This window comes from Microbacterium sp., assembly GCF_040394595.1.
In the GTDB taxonomy this organism is placed as follows: domain Bacteria; phylum Actinomycetota; class Actinomycetes; order Actinomycetales; family Microbacteriaceae; genus Microbacterium.
Window position 1 is genome coordinate 71,956 of sequence record NZ_JBEBSA010000001.1, and the last position, 19,795, is coordinate 91,750.

The following is a 19,795-nucleotide window of genomic DNA, read 5'->3' on the forward strand; positions in this document are numbered from 1 at the left end:
CTCAGTCCAGGAGGTCGGGGCGCCGTTCCCGGGTGCGCTCGAGCTGCTGTTCGCTGCGCCAGGCGGCGATCGCACCGTGGTTGCCGCTGAGCAACACCTCGGGGACCGCCCGATCGCGCCAGACCGATGGCTTGGTGTACGAGGGGTATTCGAGCAGCCCGTCCTCGTGCGACTCCTCGACGAGGCTCTCCGGGTTGCCGACCACACCGGGGATCAGCCGGCCGATCGCCTCGACCATGGCCATCACAGCGACCTCGCCGCCGTTGAGCACGTAGTCGCCGAGGCTGATCAGCCGGACCTCTCCGAGTTCCGCCGCGTAGTCGAAGACGCGCTCGTCGATGCCCTCGTACCGGCCGCAGCCGAACACGAGGTGATCCCGGTCCGCGAGCTCCCGGGCCGTCGCCTGCGTGAAGACCTCTCCGGCGGGCGACGGGAAGATGATGGTCGGACGGTCTCCCGTCGCGAGGTCGTCGAGCGCCTGCCCCCACGGCTCAGGCTTCATGACCATGCCGGCACCGCCGCCGTACGGGGTGTCGTCGACGGTGCGATGGCGATCGGTCGTCCAGGTACGCAGGTCGTGCGTGCGGAGGTCCAGGATCCCCGCGTCCTGCGCCTTGCCGAGCAGCGACAGGGTCAGACCGTCGAAGTAGGAGGGGAAGATCGAGACGACGTCGATGCGCATGCTGCTGCCCTCGTCAGTCGGATGCCGCGGCGGCATCCCGTTCCGCGTCCTCCGACGCGTCCTGGCCGGGGAGCTCCTCGAACAGCCCCGGAGGAGGGGTGACGACGATGCGTCCCGCCGCGATGTCGACGGTCGGCACGATCGCCGACACGAAGGGCACCATCACCTCGCGGTCGCCCGCCTTCACGATCAGGAGGTCCTGCGCGGGGAAGTGGTCGACCCGCACGAGGCGTCCGACGACCTCGTCATCCCGGACGACATCGAGTCCGGCGAGCTGATGGTCGTACCAGGCGTCGTCCTCGGCGTCGTCCTCGGCGTCCTGGTCGATCCAGAGGATCGCGCGCACGAGCGACTCGGCGGCGGTGCGGTCATCGACGCCCTCGAAGAAGACCACGGAGTTGCCGTTCATCACCCGGTACTCGCGGACGGTGATGGTCTTGCCGTGCCAGGGCGAGGCCTCGGGGACCTGGAGGGTGAACTCCGCACCGGTGACGAAGCGGCGCCCCGGATCGTCGGTGTAGAGCTCGAGCTTCAGGGCGCCCTTGAGACCGTGCGCCTTGAGGAGCCGACCGACCCGGAGCTGATTGCGTTCCAGGGCCACGTCAGTCGTCCGCGACATCGACGCGGACGCGGCGGCCGTCGGCCAGCGCGGAGATGAGCGTCCGCAGCGCTTTGGCGGTGCGGCCGCCGCGCCCGATCACGCGACCACGGTCGTCGGGGTGCACGTGCACCTCGAGCAGATCGCCCCTCGGCGACGTGGATGCGGTGATGCGGACATCGTCCGGGTGATCGACGATCCCCTTGACGACGTGTTCGAGCGCGGCGGCGAGCACAGCGATTACTCTGCGTCGGCAGCGGCCTCGGCCGCGTCCTCGGCGGGAGCCTCGACGACCGGGGCCTCCTCGGCGGGAGTCTCCTCGGTCTTCTTCTCGGCCTTGGGCTTGATGACCGACTTCTTGGCGGAGTCGACCTCGAAGGCCGTCTTCGGCTCAGCGGTCTTCAGGGTGGACTTCGCACCCTTCTCGCCCTTGAACTTGCCCCAGTCGCCGGTGATCTTGAGGATCGCGGTGACCTGCTCGGTCGGCTGGGCGCCGACGGAGAGCCAGTACTGAGCGCGCTCGGAGTCGACCTCGATGAACGAGGGCTCCTCGGTGGGGTGGTACTTGCCGATCTCCTCGATCACACGACCATCGCGCTTGGTGCGCGAGTCGGCGACGACGATGCGGTAGTAAGGCGCACGGATCTTGCCCAGGCGCTTGAGACGGATCTTGACAGCCACGATTCTCCTGAATGGTGTGGAAGGAAAGACGAACTGATCACCTGGAGCGTGGGGTGCACACCCGGTGGAAGCTCTGCGGGAGGATGGCGCGCTGGATAGAGGGTCGAGCAGGCCGTCCGACCTTCTATTGTGCCAGATCACTCCGCCGCGGGCGAACCGCCCCGCCCCGGCGCGCCGCGTGTTCCGCTCTGTGTCGCCTTCGTCGTCGCCCTGGTCCCCGCATGTCAGACTGTGCACGTGACGATCGACTTCGCCGAATCCGCACGCTCGACGGTCGGCGTCGAGTGGGAGATCATGCTCGCGGATCCGCACACCGGCGACCTCGTCGGTCGCGCACCCGAGCTGCTCACCTCTCTCGAGGAGTCCAGCGCGCCGGAGCGCCACACCGTCACCGGGGAACTGCTGACGAACACCATCGAGGTCACCAGCGGCGTCGGCGGCACCGTCGCCGACGCGATCGCGGACATCTCCGCGGCGATCCGCGAGGTGCGCGCGGCCACGGATCCCGCCGGCATCGAGCTGCTCTCGGCGGGGAGTCATCCCTTCGCGCAGTGGTACGACCAGCGCGTCACCGACAAGACCCGCTACCACACGCTCATCGAGCGCACGCAGTGGTGGGGCCGGAACATGATGATCTGGGGCATCCACGTGCACGTCGGAGTGGAGGACCGCGCGAAGGTGCTCCCCCTCATCGGCGCCCTCGCGGCCTATCTCCCCCACCTGCAGGCGCTCTCGGCGTCGAGTCCGTTCTGGGCGGGCGAGCGCACCGGGTACGCCTCCAATCGTGCGCTGGTCTTCCAGCAGTTGCCCACCGCAGGGCTCCCCTGGCCGCTGCCGGACTGGGCCGGCTTCGAGTCCTATGTCGACGACATGGTGCGCACCGGGGTGATGGCGGACGCCACCGAGGTGCGCTGGGACATCCGCCCCGCACCTCGATGGGGAACGATCGAGGTGCGCGCGTGCGACGGCATGTCGACACTGCCGGAGCTCGCCGCCGTCGCCGCACTCGTCCAGGTGCTCGTGGAGAAGCTCTCCCGAGACATCGACGAGGGACGCCGGCTGGAGGTGCTGCCGCCCTGGTACCTGCGCGAGAACAAGTGGCGCGCCGCCCGATACGGACTCGACGCGACGGTGATCACCGACGCCGGAGGCGGTCAGCGCCCGGTGCGCGAACACCTCGCGGCCCTCATCGACGACCTCGCCCCGGTCGCCCGTGATCTCCGCTGCGGCGCAGAATTCGCACGGCTGGGGTCCATCCTCGACGGCGGCGCGAGCTATGAGCGCCAGCTCGCGGTGGCCGATGCGTCCGGAGATCTGCGCGACGTCGTGCGGCACCTGGTGGAGGAGTTCCGCAGCGGCCCCCACGACCACCTGGGCTGACCGTCCTCAGCCCTCCTCGGCGAGCCGCCGCGCCAGTCCCTCGTCGAGGATCACGTCCGTGACGAGCCCCGCCGACAGGCCCGCGCGCAGGCTGGCGAGCTTCGACATCCCGGACACCACGCAGACCCGGCGCGGCACGCGACGGAGCCGGTCCAGATCCGGACCGGTGGCCCGGGCGTTGATGCGGATGTCCTTCCAGCTGCCGTCGGCGCGGAAGAATACGGTCGCGAGGTCTCCGATGGCATGGTCCTCGTTGAGGCTCCGGTAGTCCTCTTTGCTGAGGTATCCGCCGACGTAGACGCGGCTCGGCACCTCGGCGGCCGGTGAGCCGAGACTGAAGACGGCCACGTCCATCTTCGCCTGCAGGTTCAGCACCCGCAGGGTGCTGCGCTCCCGCCACATGCCCTCCCGGGTCGACGGGTCGTCGAAGAAGGCGGGGACCGGGAAGTGCTGCACCTGCGCCCCGAAGGCGAGGCCGAAGCGCTGGAGGATGTCGCTGGAGTACTCGACGCCGCTGGTCTGCGTGTTCCCGGCACCGTTGAGCTGGACGACGGTGGTGTTGTGCGTCTGCTTCTGGGTGAGGCTGCGGCTCACGACGCTGATCGTGGACCCCCACGCGACGCCGACGGTCATGTTCGAGTCGATGAACTGCGAGAGCAGTCGTCCGGCGGTCAGCGCGACCCTCTCGAGCCGCTCGACCTCGTTCGCGATCTCCGGCGTCGGCACCACGTGCGCGGTCACGCGGAACCTCTCGCGGATCCGGTGCTCCAGCATCCCGACGCGCTCCAGCGGCGAGTTGATCCGGATGTCCACCAGCCCCGTGTCCCGCGCGAACGCCAGCAGACGCGAGACCGAGGAGCGGGAGGTGCGCAGTTCGCGGGAGATCGCCTCCATCGTCATGTCCTGCATGTAATAGAGCCGCGCCGCGGTGAGCGCGGCGATCAGCTTCGCGTCGCCCGAGCGGCTTCCGATGTCCGTCATCCCGACCTCCCGATCCGATCCTTGCACATATGTGCACGCTTGTTGCGCCCGATGCCCACCTGGGCGGATGCTGGGAGCCAGCCAAGGAAGGGAGGTCGACGATGACCGTGTCGTCGCACTCAGCATCGGAACGCGCGGAGGTCCGCGCCGTCCGCGAACAGGGCCGCACCTCGGTCCTCATCATCGGCGGGGGGATCAACGGCATCTCCACTTTCCGCGATCTGGCTGTCCAGGGGATCGACGTCGTGCTCGTCGAGCGCGGCGACTTCGCCTCGGGGGCCTCGGCGGCGTCGAGCCACATGGTGCACGGCGGCATCCGCTACCTCGAGAACGGCGAGTTCCGCCTCGTCCGGGAGTCCGTCCACGAGCGCAACGCCCTTCTCAAGACGGCGCCGCACTACGTGAAGCCGCTCGAGACGACCATCCCGATCTACTCGACCTTCTCCGGCATCCTCTCGGCGCCACTGCGCTTCCTCACCCACCGCAGCGGCAAGCCCAAGGAGCGCGGCGCCTTCCTCATCAAGGTGGGCCTGACGATCTACGACACCTTCTCGCGCGGCGGGGGCACCGTCCCCCGGCACCGGTTCCTCGGACGGCGGCGCTCTCTCGAGGAGCTGCCCGCCCTCGATCCGCGGATCAAGTACACCGCGACCTACTTCGACGCGTCGATGCACGACCCCGAGCGGCTCGCCCTCGACGTGCTGCAGGACGGCCTCGCCGCGCATGACGGCGCGCACGCGCTGAACTACGTCGAGGCCGTCGGCCGCGACGAGGACGGCGTGCACCTGCGCGACAGGGAGACCGGCGCCGAGTTCACCATGACCGCCGACGTCGTGGTCAACACCTCCGGCCCGTGGACCGACCTCACCAACGAGGCACTCGGTACCGCGACCCGGTTCATGGGCGGCACCAAGGGATCGCACATCGTCCTGGACCACCCCGAGCTGCTCGCCGCGACGCGTGGCCGCGAGATCTTCTTCGAGCACTCGGACGGGCGCATCGTGCTCATCTACCCGCTCAAGGGCCGCGTGCTCGTCGGCACCACCGACATCGATGCCGACCCCCGAGAGGTCCCGGTGTGCACCGAGGAGGAGATCGACTACTTCTTCGACCTCATCCATCATGTGTTCCCCCAGCTGAAGGTCACGCGCGACGAGATCGTCTACCGGTTCTCGGGCATCCGCCCGCTCCCCCGACACGAGGACACCGCGCCCGGCTTCGTATCGCGCGACTACCGGATCGAGGTCGACCGCAGCGGATCCACCCCGCTCGTCAGCCTGGTCGGCGGGAAGTGGACCACGTTCCGCGCGCTCGGCGAGTCGATGGGCGACACGATCATCGGTCTCCTCGGGCGCAGCCGGACCGCCTCGACCGACGGGCTGCCGATCGGCGGCGGGCGCGGCTTCCCTCGCACCCCGCGCGCCCGGATGCAGTGGTTCGACGAGAACCTCGCCGGCGCCGGAGGACGGGCCGAGGTGCTCTTCGCCCGGTACGGCACCCGTGCCGCCGCGGTGTGGAGCGCGATCGAGCCCGGAGAGGACGCCATCCTCGCCGGCGGAGCCCTGTCCACCGGCGAGCTGGCCTGGATGGTGCGCAACGAGCACGTCGTGCGACTCGCCGACGTCGTGCTGCGCCGCACGAACGTGGTCTTCACCGGCGACGCCGACATGGACACCCTCGACGAGATCGCCGACGCGATGGCCCCGCTCCTGAACTGGGACCGCGACCGCCGCGACGACGAGGTCGAGCAGACCCGCCTGCTGCTGAACCAGCAGCACGGACTCGAACTGCCCGCGCGCATCCAGCGCTGACGGGACAGCACAAACACGGTCGCCCTCACGCACCGGCCGTGCCATCCTCGAAGCAGGGACGAGGGCTCCCTGCTTCTGCCAGAAAGGTCAACGCAGACTCATGACTGACACCAATCTCGGGCTGTACTTCCTGTCCGAATTCGTCGGGACGGCCATGCTCGTCCTCCTCGGCTGCGGCGTCGTCGCCAATGTCGTGCTCGCCAAGAACAAGGGGTTCGGCGGCGGCTTCCTGATGATCAACTGGGGATGGGGCCTCGCGGTGTTCGCGGGTGTGCTCGTCTCCGCGTACTCGGGCGCGATCCTCAACCCGGCCGTCGGCCTCGGCCTGCTGATCGCCGAGAAGATCGACTTCACGCAGTTCGCCGTCGCCGCCGGCGCCGAGCTGCTCGGCGCGATCATCGGTGCGATCCTCTGCTGGCTCGCCTACAAGCAGCACTTCGACGAAGAGCCCGACGCCGCGAACAAGCTCGGCGTCTTCTCCACCGGTCCGGCGCTGCGCTCGTACGGCTGGAACCTCGTGACCGAGGTCATCGGCACGTTCGTCCTGGTGTTCGCCATCTTCGCCTTCGCGGACTACGGCGACATCAAGGTGGGCGTCCCCGGGGGCCTCGGCCCGCTGACCGCGCTGCCCGTCGCCCTCGTCGTGGTCGCCATCGGCGCCTCGCTGGGTGGACCGACCGGCTACGCGATCAACCCCGCGCGTGACCTCGGCCCCCGCATCGCGCACGCGATCCTGCCGATCAAGGGCAAGGGCTCCAGCGACTGGGCCTACTCGTGGGTTCCGGTCATCGGCCCGCTCGCCGGTGGCGCGCTCGCTGCGCTGCTGGCGCCGTACCTGCTGCACCTCGCGACCGCCTGACCACAGCGATTCGAAGGAGAACGAACATGGCCGAATACATCATCGCCATCGACCAGGGCACGACCTCGAGCCGTGCCATCCTGTTCGACCGGAAGGGCAGCATCGTCTCGACCGGTCAGAAGGAGCACGAGCAGATCCTGCCGAAGGCCGGCTGGGTGGAGCACGACGCCGCCGAGATCTGGCGCAACGTCCAGGAGGTCATCGGCCTGGCGCTGAGCCGCGCCGGCATCACCCGACACGACGTCGCCGCCGTGGGCATCACGAACCAGCGCGAGACCGCGGTGGTGTGGGACAAGAACACCGGTCAGCCGGTCTACAACGCGATCGTCTGGCAGGACACCCGCACCCAGGAGATCGTCGACCGCCTCGCGGCGGAGGGCGGCGTGGAGCGCTTCAAGCCGGTCGTCGGTCTGCCGCTGGCGACCTACTTCTCGGGGACGAAGATCGCCTGGATCCTCGAGAACGTCGAGGGGGCGAGGGCGAAGGCGGAGGCCGGCGACCTGCTCTTCGGCACGACCGACAGCTGGGTGCTGTGGAACCTCACCGGCGGCGTCGAGGGCGGCGTGCACGCCACCGACGTCACCAACGCGTCGCGCACCATGTTCATGGACCTCGAGACCCTGGAGTGGCGCGACGACATCCTCGAGGCGTTCGGCGTGCCGCGCTCGATGATGCCGGACATCCGCTCCTCCTCCGAGGTCTACGGTGCGGCCGCGAGCTCCTCGCTGCTGCGCGAGACGCCGATCGCCGGCATCCTCGGCGACCAGCAGGCCGCGACGTTCGGGCAGGCCGCCTTCCAGACCGGCGAGAGCAAGAACACCTACGGCACCGGCTGCTTCCTGATCTTCAACACGGGCGAGGAGATCGTCCACTCGAAGAACGGGCTGCTCACCACCGTCGGCTACAAGCTCGGAGACGGTCCGACCCACTACGCGCTCGAGGGCTCGATCGCTGTCACGGGATCGCTGATCCAGTGGCTGCGCGACCAGCTCGGCATCATCGACTCGGCCCCCGAGGTCGAGCAGCTGGCCGAGAAGGTCGAGGACAACGGCGGCGTGTACATCGTGCCGGCGTTCTCGGGCCTCTTCGCCCCGTACTGGCGCCCGGACGCCCGCGGAGCGATCGTCGGGCTCACCCGCTACGCGAACCGCAACCACATCGCGCGCGCCGCGCTGGAGGCCGTCGCCTTCCAGACCCGCGACGTGCTCGACGCGGTGAACGCGGATGCCGGCGTGGACCTCACCGAGCTGAAGGTCGACGGCGGCATGGTCGCCAACGACGCGCTCATGCAGTTCCAGGCCGATGTCCTCGGCGTGCCGGTCGTTCGGCCGGTCGTGGCGGAGACCACCGCCCTGGGCGCCGCCTACGCGGCCGGCCTCGCGGTCGGTTTCTGGTCGGGCCTGGACGACCTGGCCGCGAACTGGCAGCAGGATCGCCGCTGGGAGCCCACGATGGACGCCGCCGAGCGCGACCGTCAGCTGCGCCTGTGGCGCAAGGCCGTCACCAAGTCCACGGACTGGGTCGACGACGACGTGCGCTGACCGGAGGGATACGAAGGGGCGGGACCGGTTCTCCGGTTCCGCCCCTTCGTCGTCTCAGCGGACCCCGAGGTAGGGCAGGAAGGCGCGCGCCGCGGCCCGGGGCTCCCGGGCGTGCCAGACGGCGTACTCCGTGCGCATCGGACCGTCCTCGACCTCGACGGCCTCCACTCCCGGCACCTGGGAGACCACTCCGGCGGGGAGCAGCGCGACGGCGAGTCCGACGCGGACGAGATCGAGGATGAGATCGGCCGTCGCCGACTCGAACGCGACGTCGCGGGTGATCCCCGCCGCGGCGAAGGCGTGATCGCTCTGCTGGCGTCCGGAGGTCTCCGCCGGGAAGTCCGCGAAGGACTCCCCGCGCAGCTCGTCGAGCGTGACCGAGCGGCGGCCCGCGAGAGGATGCGCGTCGTCCACCGCCATCACGAGCCGTGCTCGGCTGAGGACGCGCACCGCGACCCCGGTGGGCTCGACGCCCTCGCGGAGGCCGAGCAGCGCGACGTCCAGCCTCCCCGCACGCACAGCGGGCACGTGCTGGTCGCTGTTGCCCATGGTGAGCTCCACCCGCGCGTGCGGATGCTCGCGGCGGAAGCTCCGGAGAGCGGCAGGCAGGTCGACGGCGGTGACCGTCGGGATCACGCCGATGCGCAGCACGCCGCGGATCTCACCCGCGGTGGCGACCGCCTCGTCCCGTGCGCGGTCGGCGGCGTCGACCGCCTTGCGCGCATGCCGTAGGAACGCCTCGCCCGCTTCCGTCGGAGTGACGGTGCGTGAGGCGCGATCGAAGAGACGGACACCGATCTCCCGCTCGAGCGCCGCGATCGCGTGGCTCAGGGCCGACTGCGTGACGTGCCTGCTCTCCGCGGCGCGGGTGAAGCCCCCCTCGTCCACGACGGCGAGCACATAGCGCAGCACGGTGAGTTCCATCAGTACATGATCCCAGCTCATGACGCATGTGAACAATATGCGTTGGACACATATCTGGCTGACGAGGAGGCTCGAGACATGAACAACCGCATCCTGCCCGTGCTCCTGCTCACCGCGCTCGCCCCGATCGCCTGGGGCACGACCTATGCGGTCACCACCGAGTTCCTGCCCGCGGGCCATCCGCTCTTCGCGGCGCTCATGAGATCGCTGCCCGCTGGACTGCTGGCACTCCTGCTCTCCCGTCGGCTCCCACGCGGTGCGTGGTGGGGCAAGGCCGCTGTGCTCGGGGTCCTCAACATCGGCGCCTTCTTCCCGCTTCTCTTCCTCGCCGCGGCGCTCCTTCCCGGCGGCGTCGCGGCCGCGGTGGCCGGCGCGCAACCCCTGGTGGTGCTGCTGCTCTCCGCCCTCGTACTGCAGGAGAGGGCGAAGGCGGGAGCGGTCGTCATCGCCGTGCTCGGCGCGGTGGGCGTGGGCATGGTCGTCCTCGGCCCGGCGGCGTCCCTCGGCCCGATCGGCGTCGCAGCGGCGATCAGCGGCACGCTCGCGACATCCTTCGGCATCGTCCTCACCAAGAAATGGGGCCGCCCGGAGGGCGTGGGTCCTGTCGGCTACGCGGGCTGGCAGCTCACCGCGGGCGGACTGGTCCTCCTGCCCGCTGTGCTCCTCTTCGAGGGCGCGCCGACGTCGGTCTCCCCCACCGGCGTCGGCGGCTACCTGTGGCTCGGCACCGTCGGCGGGCTGATCGCCTACACGCTCTGGTTCCGCGGCATCGTCCGGCTTCCCGCCTTCGCCGTGGGCCTGCTGTCCCTGCTCTCCCCGGTGACGGCCACGCTCATCGGCGTCCTGGTGCTCGATGAGACGTTCACCGCGCTGCAGGCCGCCGGTCTCGTGCTCACGCTCCTCGCCCTGCTCTCCGGGCAGCTGCTGGCGATGCGCTCACCGGGGCAGGCGGCCTCCCCCGCGTCCCCGGAGCGCGCCGCCCGGGAACCGGTCGGCGCCTGACTCAGCCGCGTCCGAAGAGCTTCTGGATCTCGGCGAGATCGGTCTCGCTCGGCGCCTGCTGCGCGCTGCCGATCCCGAAGCCCGACCCGGTGGCGTTCCCGCCCGCGGGGACCCCGGCGTTCTCCGCGGCGCGCTTCGCAGGGTTGCCGGAGCGCGAGCCGCTCTTGCCCTTGGCGCCCTTGCGCCCGCGCTTCGCGGACGCCCCGGGCTTGCCCATCGGCCCCATTCCGGGGATCTGCGGCGTGCCGCCACGGGCGACGGTCTTCATCATCTTCGCGGCCTGCTCGAAGCGCTGCACGAGCTGGTTCACGTCGGTGACGGTCATGCCGGAGCCCTTGGCGATGCGCAGCCGGCGCGAGCCGTTGAGCACCTTGGGGTTGCGGCGCTCGCCCGGGGTCATCGAGCGGATGATCGCCTCGGTGCGGTCGATCTCGCGCTCGTCGAAGTCCTCGAGCTGCTGCTTCATCTGGCCCATGCCCGGCAGCATGCCGAGCATCTTCTTCATCGAGCCCATCTTCTTCATCTGCTGGAGCTGCTCGAGGAAGTCCTCCAGCGTGAAGGCCTCGTTCGCGAGCTTCTCCGCGACCTTGCGCGCTTCCTCCTCGTCGAAGGCCTGCTGGGCCTGCTCGATGAGGGTGAGGATGTCGCCGAGGTCGAGGATGCGGCTCGCCATGCGGTCGGGGTGGAACGGCTCGAGGTCGTCGAGGTTCTCGCCGGTCGAGGCGAAGATGATCGGGCGGCCGGTGACCGAGGCCACCGAGAGCGCGGCGCCACCGCGCGAGTCTCCGTCGAGCTTCGAGAGCACGACGCCGGTGAAGTCGACGCCGTCCTGGAACGCCTTCGCGGTGTTGACCGCGTCCTGACCGGTGAGCGAATCGATCACGAACAGCACCTCGTCGGGGCTGGTCGCCCTGCGGATGTCGCTCGCCTGCTTCATCAGCTCGGCGTCGACGCCCAGGCGCCCTGCGGTGTCGATGACGACCACGTCGTGCTGATGCCGGCGCGCGTACTCCACGCCCGCCTCCGCGACCTTCACCGGGTCTCCGACGCCGTTGCCGGGCTCCGGCGCGAAGATGCTCGCGCCGGCCTGCTCGGCCACGACCGTCAGCTGCGTCACGGCATTCGGCCGCTGCAGATCGCAGGCGACGAGGAGCGGCGTGTGCCCCTCCCCCTGCAGCTGCTTGGCGAGCTTTCCCGCGAAGGTCGTCTTTCCCGATCCCTGAAGACCGGCGAGCATGATCACCGTCGGCGGGTTCTTCGCGAACTCGAGACGACGCTGCTCGCCGCCGAGGATCGCGATGAGCTCCTCGTTGACGATCTGCACCACCTGCTGCGCGGGGTTCAGGGCCTTGTTGACCTCATCGCTCAGCGCGCGCTCGCGGACCTTGCCCGTGAACTCCTTCACAACGGCGAGGGCGACGTCGGCGTCGAGCAGCGCCCGGCGGATCTCGCGGACGGTTCCGTCGACGTCGGCCGGGCTGAGCTTGCCCTTCGTGCGCAGATTGCGGAAGGTCTCGGTCAGCCGATCGGAGAGCGTGCCAAAGGTAGCCATGATCCCCCAAGTTTACGGGAGTCCGGCGACTCCGACGGCGTCAGACCCGGTCGGACCACGGAAGGTCGTGGATGCACCGCAGTGCGCGGTCGAATCGCGTCTCCAGCGACGCCTGCCCCGCCCCCTCCTCCGCCCAGGTCCTGATCGACGACAGCACCGCCGCCGCGCAGGCGGAACCGAGGATCTCGGCGGGGACCGGCTCGACGCCGGCGGCACGCGCCGCGGCCGCGACGCCGCCCGCGATCTTCGCATGCCGGACGCCGCTGTCGCGGAGGAGCTCTGCTTCGAGACCCATCGCGCTCGCATTGCGCAGTGCCAGGGCGAGGGGGTCGGGGGCGAACCCGCGGACGAGCCCCGCGAGCACAGCGCGAACCGCAGGGCCGTCGGCGCCCGCGCCGAGCGCGGCGAGCTCCACGAGGGCGTGATCGATCCGATCGTCCAGACCCGACCACAGCACGTCGCTCTTCGACGAGAAGTAGTTGAAGAAGCTCGAGCGGCTGACGCCCGCGCGGCGCGTGATATCGGCGACCGAGGTCTCCTCGTATCCCTGCTCCAGGAACAGCTCGCAGGCCGCGTCAGCCAGGGTCTCCCGCGACGAGGCCTTCGGCCTGCCGACCCGCGATATCGGTTCCATACTCCCCAGAGTACCGGCGAGGCGCGCGCCCGCCGACCGATCAGGCGTATTGTTGGACGCGATCCAATAAGATTCCCGATCCTTCGGAGGGCGACCATGCTCGACATCCAGATCGCCGGACTCGCTCCGGACCACGTCCCCTACCTCGACGGGTGGGCATTGCAGCGCGAGGTCCATGCCGAGGTCGTCGCGGGCTCCCGCCCCGACACGCTGCTGCTGCTCGAGCACGAGGCTGTGTACACCGCGGGGAAGCGCACCGAGCCCCAGGAGCGCCCGCAGGACGGGACGCCCGTCGTCGATGTCGACCGCGGAGGCAAGATCACCTGGCACGGGCCCGGCCAGCTCGTCGGCTACCCGATCGTGCGTCTCCCCGAGCCGATCGACGTCGTCGCGCACGTGCGGAGGCTCGAGCGACTGCTCATCGCCGTCCTCCGCCCCCTCGGCGTGGACGGCTACCAGGTCGAGGGACGCAGCGGCGTCTGGGTGCGCCGGCCGCTGAGAGAGGACAAGGTCGCGGCGATCGGCGTCCGCGTGCAGCAGGGGGTCACGATGCACGGGTTCGCCGTCAACTGCGACAACACCCTCGCAGGCTTCCGCGGCATCATCCCGTGCGGGATCACCGATGCGGGAGTGACGACCGTCAGCGAGGTCGTCGGCGCCGATATCCGCCCCGTGGACATCGTGCGGTCGGTGGCGGACGCCTTCGCCGCGGAGTACGCGACGGAGGTCGCCGCATGACCGCCGCTCCCGAGGGCCGCCGACTCCTCCGGCTCGAGGTCCGCAACGCCGAGACGCCGATCGAGCGGAAGCCGGAATGGATCCGCACGAAGGCGAAGATGGGCCCGGAGTACCAGGCGCTGCACTCCCTCGTGAAGTCCGAGGAGCTGCACACGGTCTGCCAGGAGGCGGGCTGCCCGAACATCTACGAGTGCTGGGAGGACCGCGAGGCCACGTTCCTCATCGGCGGCTCCCAGTGCACGCGCCGCTGCGACTTCTGCCAGATCGACACCGGCAAACCCGCCGACTACGACACCGATGAGCCGCGCCGCGTCGCGGAGAGCGTCACCCGGATGGGGCTCCGCTACGCGACCGTCACCAGTGTCGCCCGCGACGACCTGCCGGACACCGGGGCCTGGCTCAACGCCGAGACGGTCCGGCAGATCCACGCGCAGAACCCCCGCACCGGCGTCGAGCTGCTGGCGAACGACCACGGCGGCGATCCGGAGTTCCTCGGGCAGATCTTCGACGCCCGTCCCGAGGTCTTCGCGCACAACGTCGAGACCGTCCCGCGCATCTTCAAGCGGATCCGACCGGCCTTCCGCTACGAGCGCTCGCTCGGCGTGCTCACCCAGGCGCGCGATGCAGGTCTCATCACCAAATCGAACCTCATCCTCGGGATGGGCGAGGAGCCCGAGGAGGTGGTGCAGGCCCTGCACGACCTGCACGACGCCGGCTGCGACATCATCACGATCACCCAGTACCTCCGCCCCTCCCCGCGGCATCTGCCCGTGGCCCGCTGGGTGAAGCCCGACGAGTTCGTCGAGTTCAAGGAGGAGGCGGAGCGGATCGGTTTCCTGGGTGTGCTCGCCGGACCCCTGGTGCGCTCGTCGTACCGCGCGGGACGGCTCTGGGCGCAGTCGATGATCTCCCAGGGCCGGGAGATCCCCCCGCACCTCGCGCACATCGCCGAGGGCGCCGACCTCGGCTTCGCCCAGGCGGTCTGACGCGGGAGCACCCCTGCTCAGCGTCCGGAGGCTAGTCGCCGCTCATCACCGACAGCACGGAGCCGTCGGAGGAGAGGTTCACCAGCAGGACGTCATCGGTCGCATCCGCATCGAGCGCGTACTCCAGCACGGCGAACGGCTCGCTCCCGCCGTGCTCGTCCACCAGGATCGTCATGCTCATCAGGCTCAGCGAGCGGATGATGTCGACGGCGTCGTCGCCCGAGACGTCGACGAGCAGGTCGACGAGCTCCTCGCCGAACATCTCCTGCTGCTGGAGGATGAACTCCGTCACCTCACTCGTGCGGTCGTCGACCTCGGTGAGCATCGCTCGCCGGGCCGTGCCGTCGACGTCCTCGAGCGCGTTGATGAGGGCCGCGGCGATGTCGAGGGCATCGAGGGAGACATCATCCTGATCCGGCGCCGTCAGATCAACCGTGACCGACTGATCGCCGAACTCGACGCGCTCCGACCAGAAGATCGATCCGTCAGGCCCGGAGGACAGCAATCCGAAGTAGTCGTGTTCGATCGCCATATCGCTATGCAACCAGCCTTGTGCGCGATGCGCCAGCCCGACGCGCCTCAGGCACCGACGAGCGACTGCACGAAGACGTGCGGCGTGAACCCGGTGAGATCGTCGATGCCCTCGCCCTGGCCGAGCAGCTTGACGGGGATGCCCGTGCGCTCCTGCACCGCGAGCACGAATCCGCCCTTCGCCGATCCGTCCAGCTTGGTGATGACCAGCCCGGTCACGCCCGCGTGCTCGAGGAAGGCCTCGGCCTGGATCACCCCGTTCTGCCCGGTGGTCGCGTCCAGCACCAGCAGCACCTCGCTGATCGGCGCCTGCTTCTCGACGACCCGTCGGATCTTCGACAGCTCGTCCATCAGCCCGCCCTTGGTGTGCAGGCGCCCCGCGGTGTCGATGATGACGATCTCGGTGCCGTTCTGCTTCGCGTAGTCGACCGTCTGAAAGGCGACGGAGGCCGGATCCTGACCCTGCTGCTGCGGTCGGACGATCGCGGCGCCCGCGCGTTGCGCCCAGGTCGCCAGCTGATCGACGGCAGCGGCGCGGAAGGTGTCGGCGGCCCCGACGACCACGCTGCGCTGGTACCCGCGGAGGAACTTCGTGAACTTGCCGATCGTGGTGGTCTTGCCGACGCCGTTCACGCCCACGACGAGGACGACCGCGGGTCGCTCGGAGAGCTTCAGCGTGGTGTCGAACTTCGCGAAGTGCTCCTCGAGCGTCTCCTGCAGCATCCGCTGCAGGTCCTTCGGGTCCGTCGTGCGGTACCTCTCGACCTTCTCGCGGAGTTCGTCGAGCACCCGCTCGGCGATGTCGGGACCGAAGTCGGCGCCGATCAGCGCGGTCTCCAGGTCCTCCCACGTCGTCTCGTCGATCGTGGGCTTGACGAACATGCCGCGCAGCGCGCGACCGAGGGACCAGGACTTCTCCGCCATGCCACCAGCCTACGGCGCTCCGGCATGCGCCACAGCGAAGGGCGTGCCGCCGGCGAGATCAGGCCGACGCAGTCGCCCGGTCTCCCACGCGCTGGCCCACCACGGCGGACACCCCGTCCTGCCGCATGGACACGCCGTAGAGCGCATCGGCGATCTCCATCGTGCGCTTCTGATGGGTGATCACCAGCAGCTGCGAGCTCTCGCGGAGCTGCTCGAAGACCGTCAGCAGCCGACCGAGGTTCGCATCGTCCAGGGCCGCCTCCACCTCGTCGAGGATGTAGAACGGGCTCGGGCGGGCCTTGAAGATCGCGACGAGGAGCGCGACCGCCGCCAGGGATCGTTCCCCGCCGGACAGCAGGGACAGGCGCTCGATCTTCTTGCCGACCGGGCGCACGGCGACCTCGATCCCCGTGGTCAGCATGTTCTCCGGGTCGGTCAGCGAGATGCTGCCCGACCCACCGGGGAACAGCAGCGGGAAGACCTCGGTGAACGCCTGCCTGGTGTCCTCGAACGCCGCCGCGAAGATGGTCTGCATCCGCTCGTCGAGCTCGGCGATGATCGTCAGCAGATCCTGGCGGGTCTTCGTGAGGTCCGACAGCTGCTCGGTGAGGAAGGCATGCCGCTGCTCGAGCGCGGCGAACTCCTCGAGCGCCAGAGGGTTCACCCGTCCGAGCTGCGCGAGCTTCCGCTCGGCGTCCTTGAGGCGTCGCTCCTGGATACGACGGTCGAAGGGGATCGCCGAGTCGTCGTCGAGCTCATCAGCACCAGGATCGCGGGGAACGAGCTGATCCGGACCATATTCCGCGATGAGAATATCTTCTTCGAGCGCGAGCTCGGATGCCACGCGCTCGAGCAGGCTGGTGAGATGGAGCTTCTTCTCGTGGATCTGCAGCTCGAGGCCGTGCACGCTCTCGGTGAGCCCGGCCAGACGCTCCCGCAGAGAGGTCTCCTGCGCACGCAGCGATGTCAGCTCTTCGTTGTGCGCGGAGCGCTCCGCCTCTGCGGCGGCCAGCGACATCCGGGCCTCGGTGACCGAACGATCGATCGAGTCGAGCACACGCGGCAGTTCCGCCGCGACGCCCTCGGCCGCCTCGCGCTGCGCCCGCCGGATGACCGCGCGACGCGCGGCCTCGGCGGCCGCCTCCCGCTCCTGCTCGCGTTGACGCTCCAGCGTCGCGACCCGCGCCTGCGCCGCCCGCACGCGTTCGCGGAGGGTCTCGATCTCCAAACGCGCCCGCACTTCGCCCTCGCGCGCCTGCTCCAACGCCTCGAGCAGGCCGTCGCGGGCGGAGGCGTCCAGCACCGGACGCGGAGCGCTCTCGGCGGACTCCAGCTCGTCCTTCGCCGCGGCGGCGGTCCTCTCGGCGTCCGTCACGGCCGTCTGCGCCTGGGCGAGACCGGACTCGAGGCGCTCGCACTCGGCGACAGCGGCCTCGTGCCTCACTGTCACGCGGTTGAGCTGCTCCGCATAGCTGGCGAGGGCCGCGTCGTGCTCGCGCAGGGCCTGGAGCGCCTCCTTGGCGGCCTGGCGCGTCGCCTCGACGCGATGAACGGCCTCGGTCCGCTCGGCACGGAGGTCGTCGACGATCCGGCGCACCTCGGTCAGCCGGTCGGTCGCCGCGTCGCGCTCCGCCGTCAGCTCGAGCCTGGAGCGCTCCCCCGAGCCCGCGCGCAGGGTCTGCGCCGTGATCACCTCTCCGCCCCGCGTGACGATCGTCGTGGACCGGTCGCCCAGGCGGTCGAGCGCCGTGCGGGCACGACGGGCGGAGTCCAGATCGTCCGCGACCAGCACGTGCGCGAGCACGCCCCGGACGCCGCGCGGGGCCGTCACGACGTCCCCCGCGGGAACGGTTCCGTCGACGCGCACCGGATCGGCCTCGGCGACTCCCGGCTCAGCGATCACGATGTCGACGACCCCTCGCCCTTCGGTCCGGGGCACGAGAGCGAACGCTTCGTCGGCGGCGTCCACGAGAACGCCCTCGGCCAGCGGACCGAGCACAGCGGCGATCGCCGCCTCGTAGCCGGCCTTCACCTGCACGGCATCACCGACCAGCCCCCGCACACCCGGGAGCCCGGCAGCGACCAGGTCCGCCGCACCGCCGGAGAGCGACAGTGCACTGCTCAGCGCTGCGGCCTTCGCCGTGAGCGAGTCGGCCTCGCGCTCCGCCTCGTGGAGGCGCTCACGCAGTCCGTCGCGCTCGGTCTCCGCCGTCTGGGCCCGACGCTGCGCCTCTTCGTAGGCGGCGGTGTGCTCGGCCGCCGACCCCTCGGGCGCGGACGCGTCCTCGAACGCCTCGCGCTCCTCTGCGGCCTCCCGTCGACGCGCATCCGCCGCCTCGATCGCGTTCTCCTGCCGCAGCAGGGCGCCGCGCACCGCGGCGAGGGTTGACGCCGCGGCGTCCGCCGTGCCACGCAGAGCCGTCAGCCTCATGTCGTACTCCGACACGAGCGCGCTCTGCTCCGCGATGTCGACGTCGAGCGTGTCCAGCTCGGCACGCGCGGAGACGACCTCACGGCTCGCGGCGACGGCCGCGTCCTGGGCGTCCCCGAGGCCCGCCGAGATGCGCGTGATCTCGTCCTTCGCCTCGTCGATCGTGTCCTGGGTCACGGTGATCGCCGTGATGGCGTCGTCGTCCTCACCGCCCAGCAGCGCGAGCCGCTGGTTGGCCAGCGTGAACAGACCTCTCATCCGCTCCTGCACCTGCTCGAGCCCGAAGGAGACACGACGGGCCTCGTCCACGGCGGCGGAGTTCTGCTCGGCTTCGAGCCGGGTGATCCCGGCGTGCACGGCGTCGACCTGCTCGGAGAGCACGAGGCGCTCCGTGTGCCGCTCGTGCTCCGTGCGCGTGTGATCGGCGAGGGTGGTCCGGAGGGCGACCACGTCGTCCGCGAACAGGCGCGCCTTCGCATCGCGGACCACCGCGGCGATGGTCTGCGCCTCCCGCGCGATCTCCGCCTGCCGGCCGAGAGGCTTGAGCTGCCGCCGGATCTCGCCGGCGAGATCGCTGAGGCGTGTGAGGTTGGTCTCCATCGCATCCAGCTTCCGCAGGGTCTTCTCCTTGCGCCGCCGGTGCTTGAGGATCCCCGCGGCCTCCTCGATGAAGCCCCGGCGGTCCTCCGGAGAAGCCTGCAGGACGGTGTCGAGTCGTCCCTGGCCCACGATGACGTGCATCTCGCGCCCGAGCCCCGAGTCGCTGAGGAGCTCTTGCACGTCGAGCAGGCGGCAGCTCGTGCCGTTGATGGCATACTCGCTCGACCCGTTGCGGAACAGCGTGCGACTGATCGTCACCTCGGAGTACTCGATCGGCAGCGCTCCGTCCCCGTTGTCGATCGTCAGCTGCACCTCCGCACGACCCAGCGGTCCACGCGTCGAAGTGCCGGCGAAGATGACGTCCTCCATCTTGCCGCCGCGCAGCGTCTTCGCGCCCTGCTCCCCCATCACCCAGGCGAGTGCGTCCACGACGTTCGACTTGCCGGAGCCGTTCGGGCCGACGATGCAGGTCACACCGGGCTCGAAGAGGAAGGTCGTCGGCTGCGCGAACGACTTGAACCCCTTGAGCGTGAGGCTCTTCAGATGCATGCAGTGGCCTTCGGGGTCGGGTGAATCACGCCCATACGCTACCGGAACGACGGGGTTCTCCCGGGATTCCGCGCCGTGCGGAGGGCGATGCGGGGATGCGCGACACGCCGGCGACACGCCCGGGTTCTTGACTCGACGGCGCTCCGCCCGCTAGCGTGACTCACCGATCGCTCTGAGAGAGGAGGTTCCGATGAAAATGACGATGATCACCAAGCACGACGCCGGCCGCTACGGCCAGGCCTCGTTCCGCTCGTCCGCGTTCTCGGTGACCTCCGCCGGCGTCTGCGGACTCGGCCACTAGGCCACTCCGCCCCTCTGCGGTCCCGCGGCGTCATCACGCCGTCGGAGCACCGCGCTGTCAGCCTCTCGTGCTGACCTCCTGCGCCTCACG

At 70.0% G+C, this 19,795-nt stretch carries 18 protein-coding genes; 7 read left to right on the forward strand and 11 right to left on the reverse strand.

The window, feature by feature from the left end; translation table 11 throughout:
- Position 1: 1 nt before the first annotated feature.
- From trmD to rpsP, 4 genes are read right to left on the reverse strand one after another with little or no spacing between them, the layout of a single operon-like run.
- Positions 2-682, reverse strand: a complete 681-nt coding sequence (trmD, locus tag ABWO84_RS00375; protein WP_353111366.1) for a tRNA (guanosine(37)-N1)-methyltransferase TrmD — start codon at positions 680-682, stop codon at positions 2-4.
- A gap of 13 nt (positions 683-695) precedes the next feature.
- Complete coding sequence (gene rimM, locus ABWO84_RS00380; RefSeq protein WP_353111368.1) at positions 696-1,301, reverse strand: ribosome maturation factor RimM; 606 nt, start codon at positions 1,299-1,301, stop codon at positions 696-698.
- Positions 1,285-1,515, reverse strand: a complete 231-nt coding sequence (locus ABWO84_RS00385) for an RNA-binding protein (protein WP_353111370.1) — start codon at positions 1,513-1,515, stop codon at positions 1,285-1,287. Before ABWO84_RS00385 ends, rimM begins: the two co-directional genes overlap by 17 nt.
- 5 nt (positions 1,516-1,520) lie before the next feature.
- Positions 1,521-1,961 (reverse strand): 30S ribosomal protein S16, encoded by a 441-nt coding sequence (gene rpsP / locus ABWO84_RS00390; protein WP_353111372.1) that lies wholly within the window; start codon positions 1,959-1,961, stop codon positions 1,521-1,523.
- Between the two features lie 237 nt (positions 1,962-2,198).
- Here rpsP and ABWO84_RS00395 point away from each other — a divergent pair, with 237 nt between their 5' ends.
- A complete protein-coding gene (locus tag ABWO84_RS00395) occupies positions 2,199-3,341 on the forward strand; it encodes a glutamate--cysteine ligase (RefSeq protein ID WP_353111374.1) in 1,143 nt (380 codons plus the stop codon).
- Positions 3,342-3,347: 6 nt separating this feature from the next.
- On the opposite strand, the gene ABWO84_RS00400 is transcribed toward ABWO84_RS00395, so the two are convergent.
- Positions 3,348-4,322: a sugar-binding transcriptional regulator gene (locus ABWO84_RS00400; protein WP_353111376.1), complete on the reverse strand. Its 975-nt coding sequence runs from the start codon at positions 4,320-4,322 to the stop codon at positions 3,348-3,350.
- 101 nt (positions 4,323-4,423) lie between these two features.
- Between ABWO84_RS00400 and ABWO84_RS00405 the strand changes: the two genes are divergently transcribed.
- From ABWO84_RS00405 to glpK, 3 genes are all read left to right on the forward strand, one after another.
- Positions 4,424-6,133, forward strand: coding sequence for a glycerol-3-phosphate dehydrogenase/oxidase (locus ABWO84_RS00405; RefSeq protein ID WP_353111378.1), 1,710 nt, complete (start codon positions 4,424-4,426; stop codon positions 6,131-6,133).
- A 100-nt stretch (positions 6,134-6,233) separates the two neighbouring features.
- Entirely contained in the window at positions 6,234-6,992 is a 759-nt protein-coding gene (locus ABWO84_RS00410; protein WP_353111380.1) for an MIP/aquaporin family protein, read from the forward strand.
- A gap of 26 nt (positions 6,993-7,018) precedes the next feature.
- On the forward strand, positions 7,019-8,533 hold the full coding sequence (glpK, locus tag ABWO84_RS00415) for a glycerol kinase GlpK (protein ID WP_353111382.1): 1,515 nt from the start codon (positions 7,019-7,021) through the stop codon (positions 8,531-8,533).
- A gap of 54 nt (positions 8,534-8,587) precedes the next feature.
- On the opposite strand, the gene ABWO84_RS00420 is transcribed toward glpK, so the two are convergent.
- Positions 8,588-9,457: a LysR family transcriptional regulator gene (locus ABWO84_RS00420; protein ID WP_353111384.1), complete on the reverse strand. Its 870-nt coding sequence runs from the start codon at positions 9,455-9,457 to the stop codon at positions 8,588-8,590.
- A gap of 78 nt (positions 9,458-9,535) precedes the next feature.
- Between ABWO84_RS00420 and ABWO84_RS00425 the strand changes: the two genes are divergently transcribed.
- The gene (locus ABWO84_RS00425; protein ID WP_353111386.1) at positions 9,536-10,459 is read left to right on the forward strand and encodes an EamA family transporter; all 924 of its coding nucleotides are present in this window, start codon (positions 9,536-9,538) and stop codon (positions 10,457-10,459) included.
- Position 10,460: 1 nt separating this feature from the next.
- Here the strand turns inward: ABWO84_RS00425 and ffh are convergent, their stop codons facing one another.
- Positions 10,461-12,011: a signal recognition particle protein gene (gene ffh, locus ABWO84_RS00430; RefSeq protein ID WP_353111388.1), complete on the reverse strand. Its 1,551-nt coding sequence runs from the start codon at positions 12,009-12,011 to the stop codon at positions 10,461-10,463.
- Between the two features lie 40 nt (positions 12,012-12,051).
- Positions 12,052-12,645 (reverse strand): TetR/AcrR family transcriptional regulator, encoded by a 594-nt coding sequence (locus tag ABWO84_RS00435; RefSeq protein ID WP_353111390.1) that lies wholly within the window; start codon positions 12,643-12,645, stop codon positions 12,052-12,054.
- A gap of 96 nt (positions 12,646-12,741) precedes the next feature.
- On the opposite strand from ABWO84_RS00435, the gene lipB reads away from it, so the two are divergent.
- Both lipB and lipA read left to right on the forward strand, forming a co-directional pair.
- A complete protein-coding gene (lipB, locus tag ABWO84_RS00440; protein WP_353111392.1) occupies positions 12,742-13,383 on the forward strand; it encodes a lipoyl(octanoyl) transferase LipB in 642 nt (213 codons plus the stop codon).
- Complete coding sequence (lipA, locus tag ABWO84_RS00445; RefSeq protein WP_353111394.1) at positions 13,380-14,369, forward strand: lipoyl synthase; 990 nt, start codon at positions 13,380-13,382, stop codon at positions 14,367-14,369. Before lipB ends, lipA begins: the two co-directional genes overlap by 4 nt.
- A gap of 31 nt (positions 14,370-14,400) precedes the next feature.
- Here the strand turns inward: lipA and ABWO84_RS00450 are convergent, their stop codons facing one another.
- Genes ABWO84_RS00450 through smc form a run of 3 tightly spaced genes read right to left on the reverse strand, consistent with a single transcriptional unit; the run spans position 14,401 to position 19,404 of the window.
- On the reverse strand, positions 14,401-14,901 hold the full coding sequence (locus ABWO84_RS00450; RefSeq protein ID WP_353111396.1) for a DUF2004 domain-containing protein: 501 nt from the start codon (positions 14,899-14,901) through the stop codon (positions 14,401-14,403).
- A 47-nt stretch (positions 14,902-14,948) separates the two neighbouring features.
- Positions 14,949-15,824, reverse strand: coding sequence for a signal recognition particle-docking protein FtsY (gene ftsY, locus ABWO84_RS00455; protein ID WP_353111398.1), 876 nt, complete (start codon positions 15,822-15,824; stop codon positions 14,949-14,951).
- A 58-nt stretch (positions 15,825-15,882) separates the two neighbouring features.
- Complete coding sequence (smc, locus tag ABWO84_RS00460) at positions 15,883-19,404, reverse strand: chromosome segregation protein SMC (protein WP_353111400.1); 3,522 nt, start codon at positions 19,402-19,404, stop codon at positions 15,883-15,885.
- Positions 19,405-19,795 lie beyond the last annotated feature (391 nt).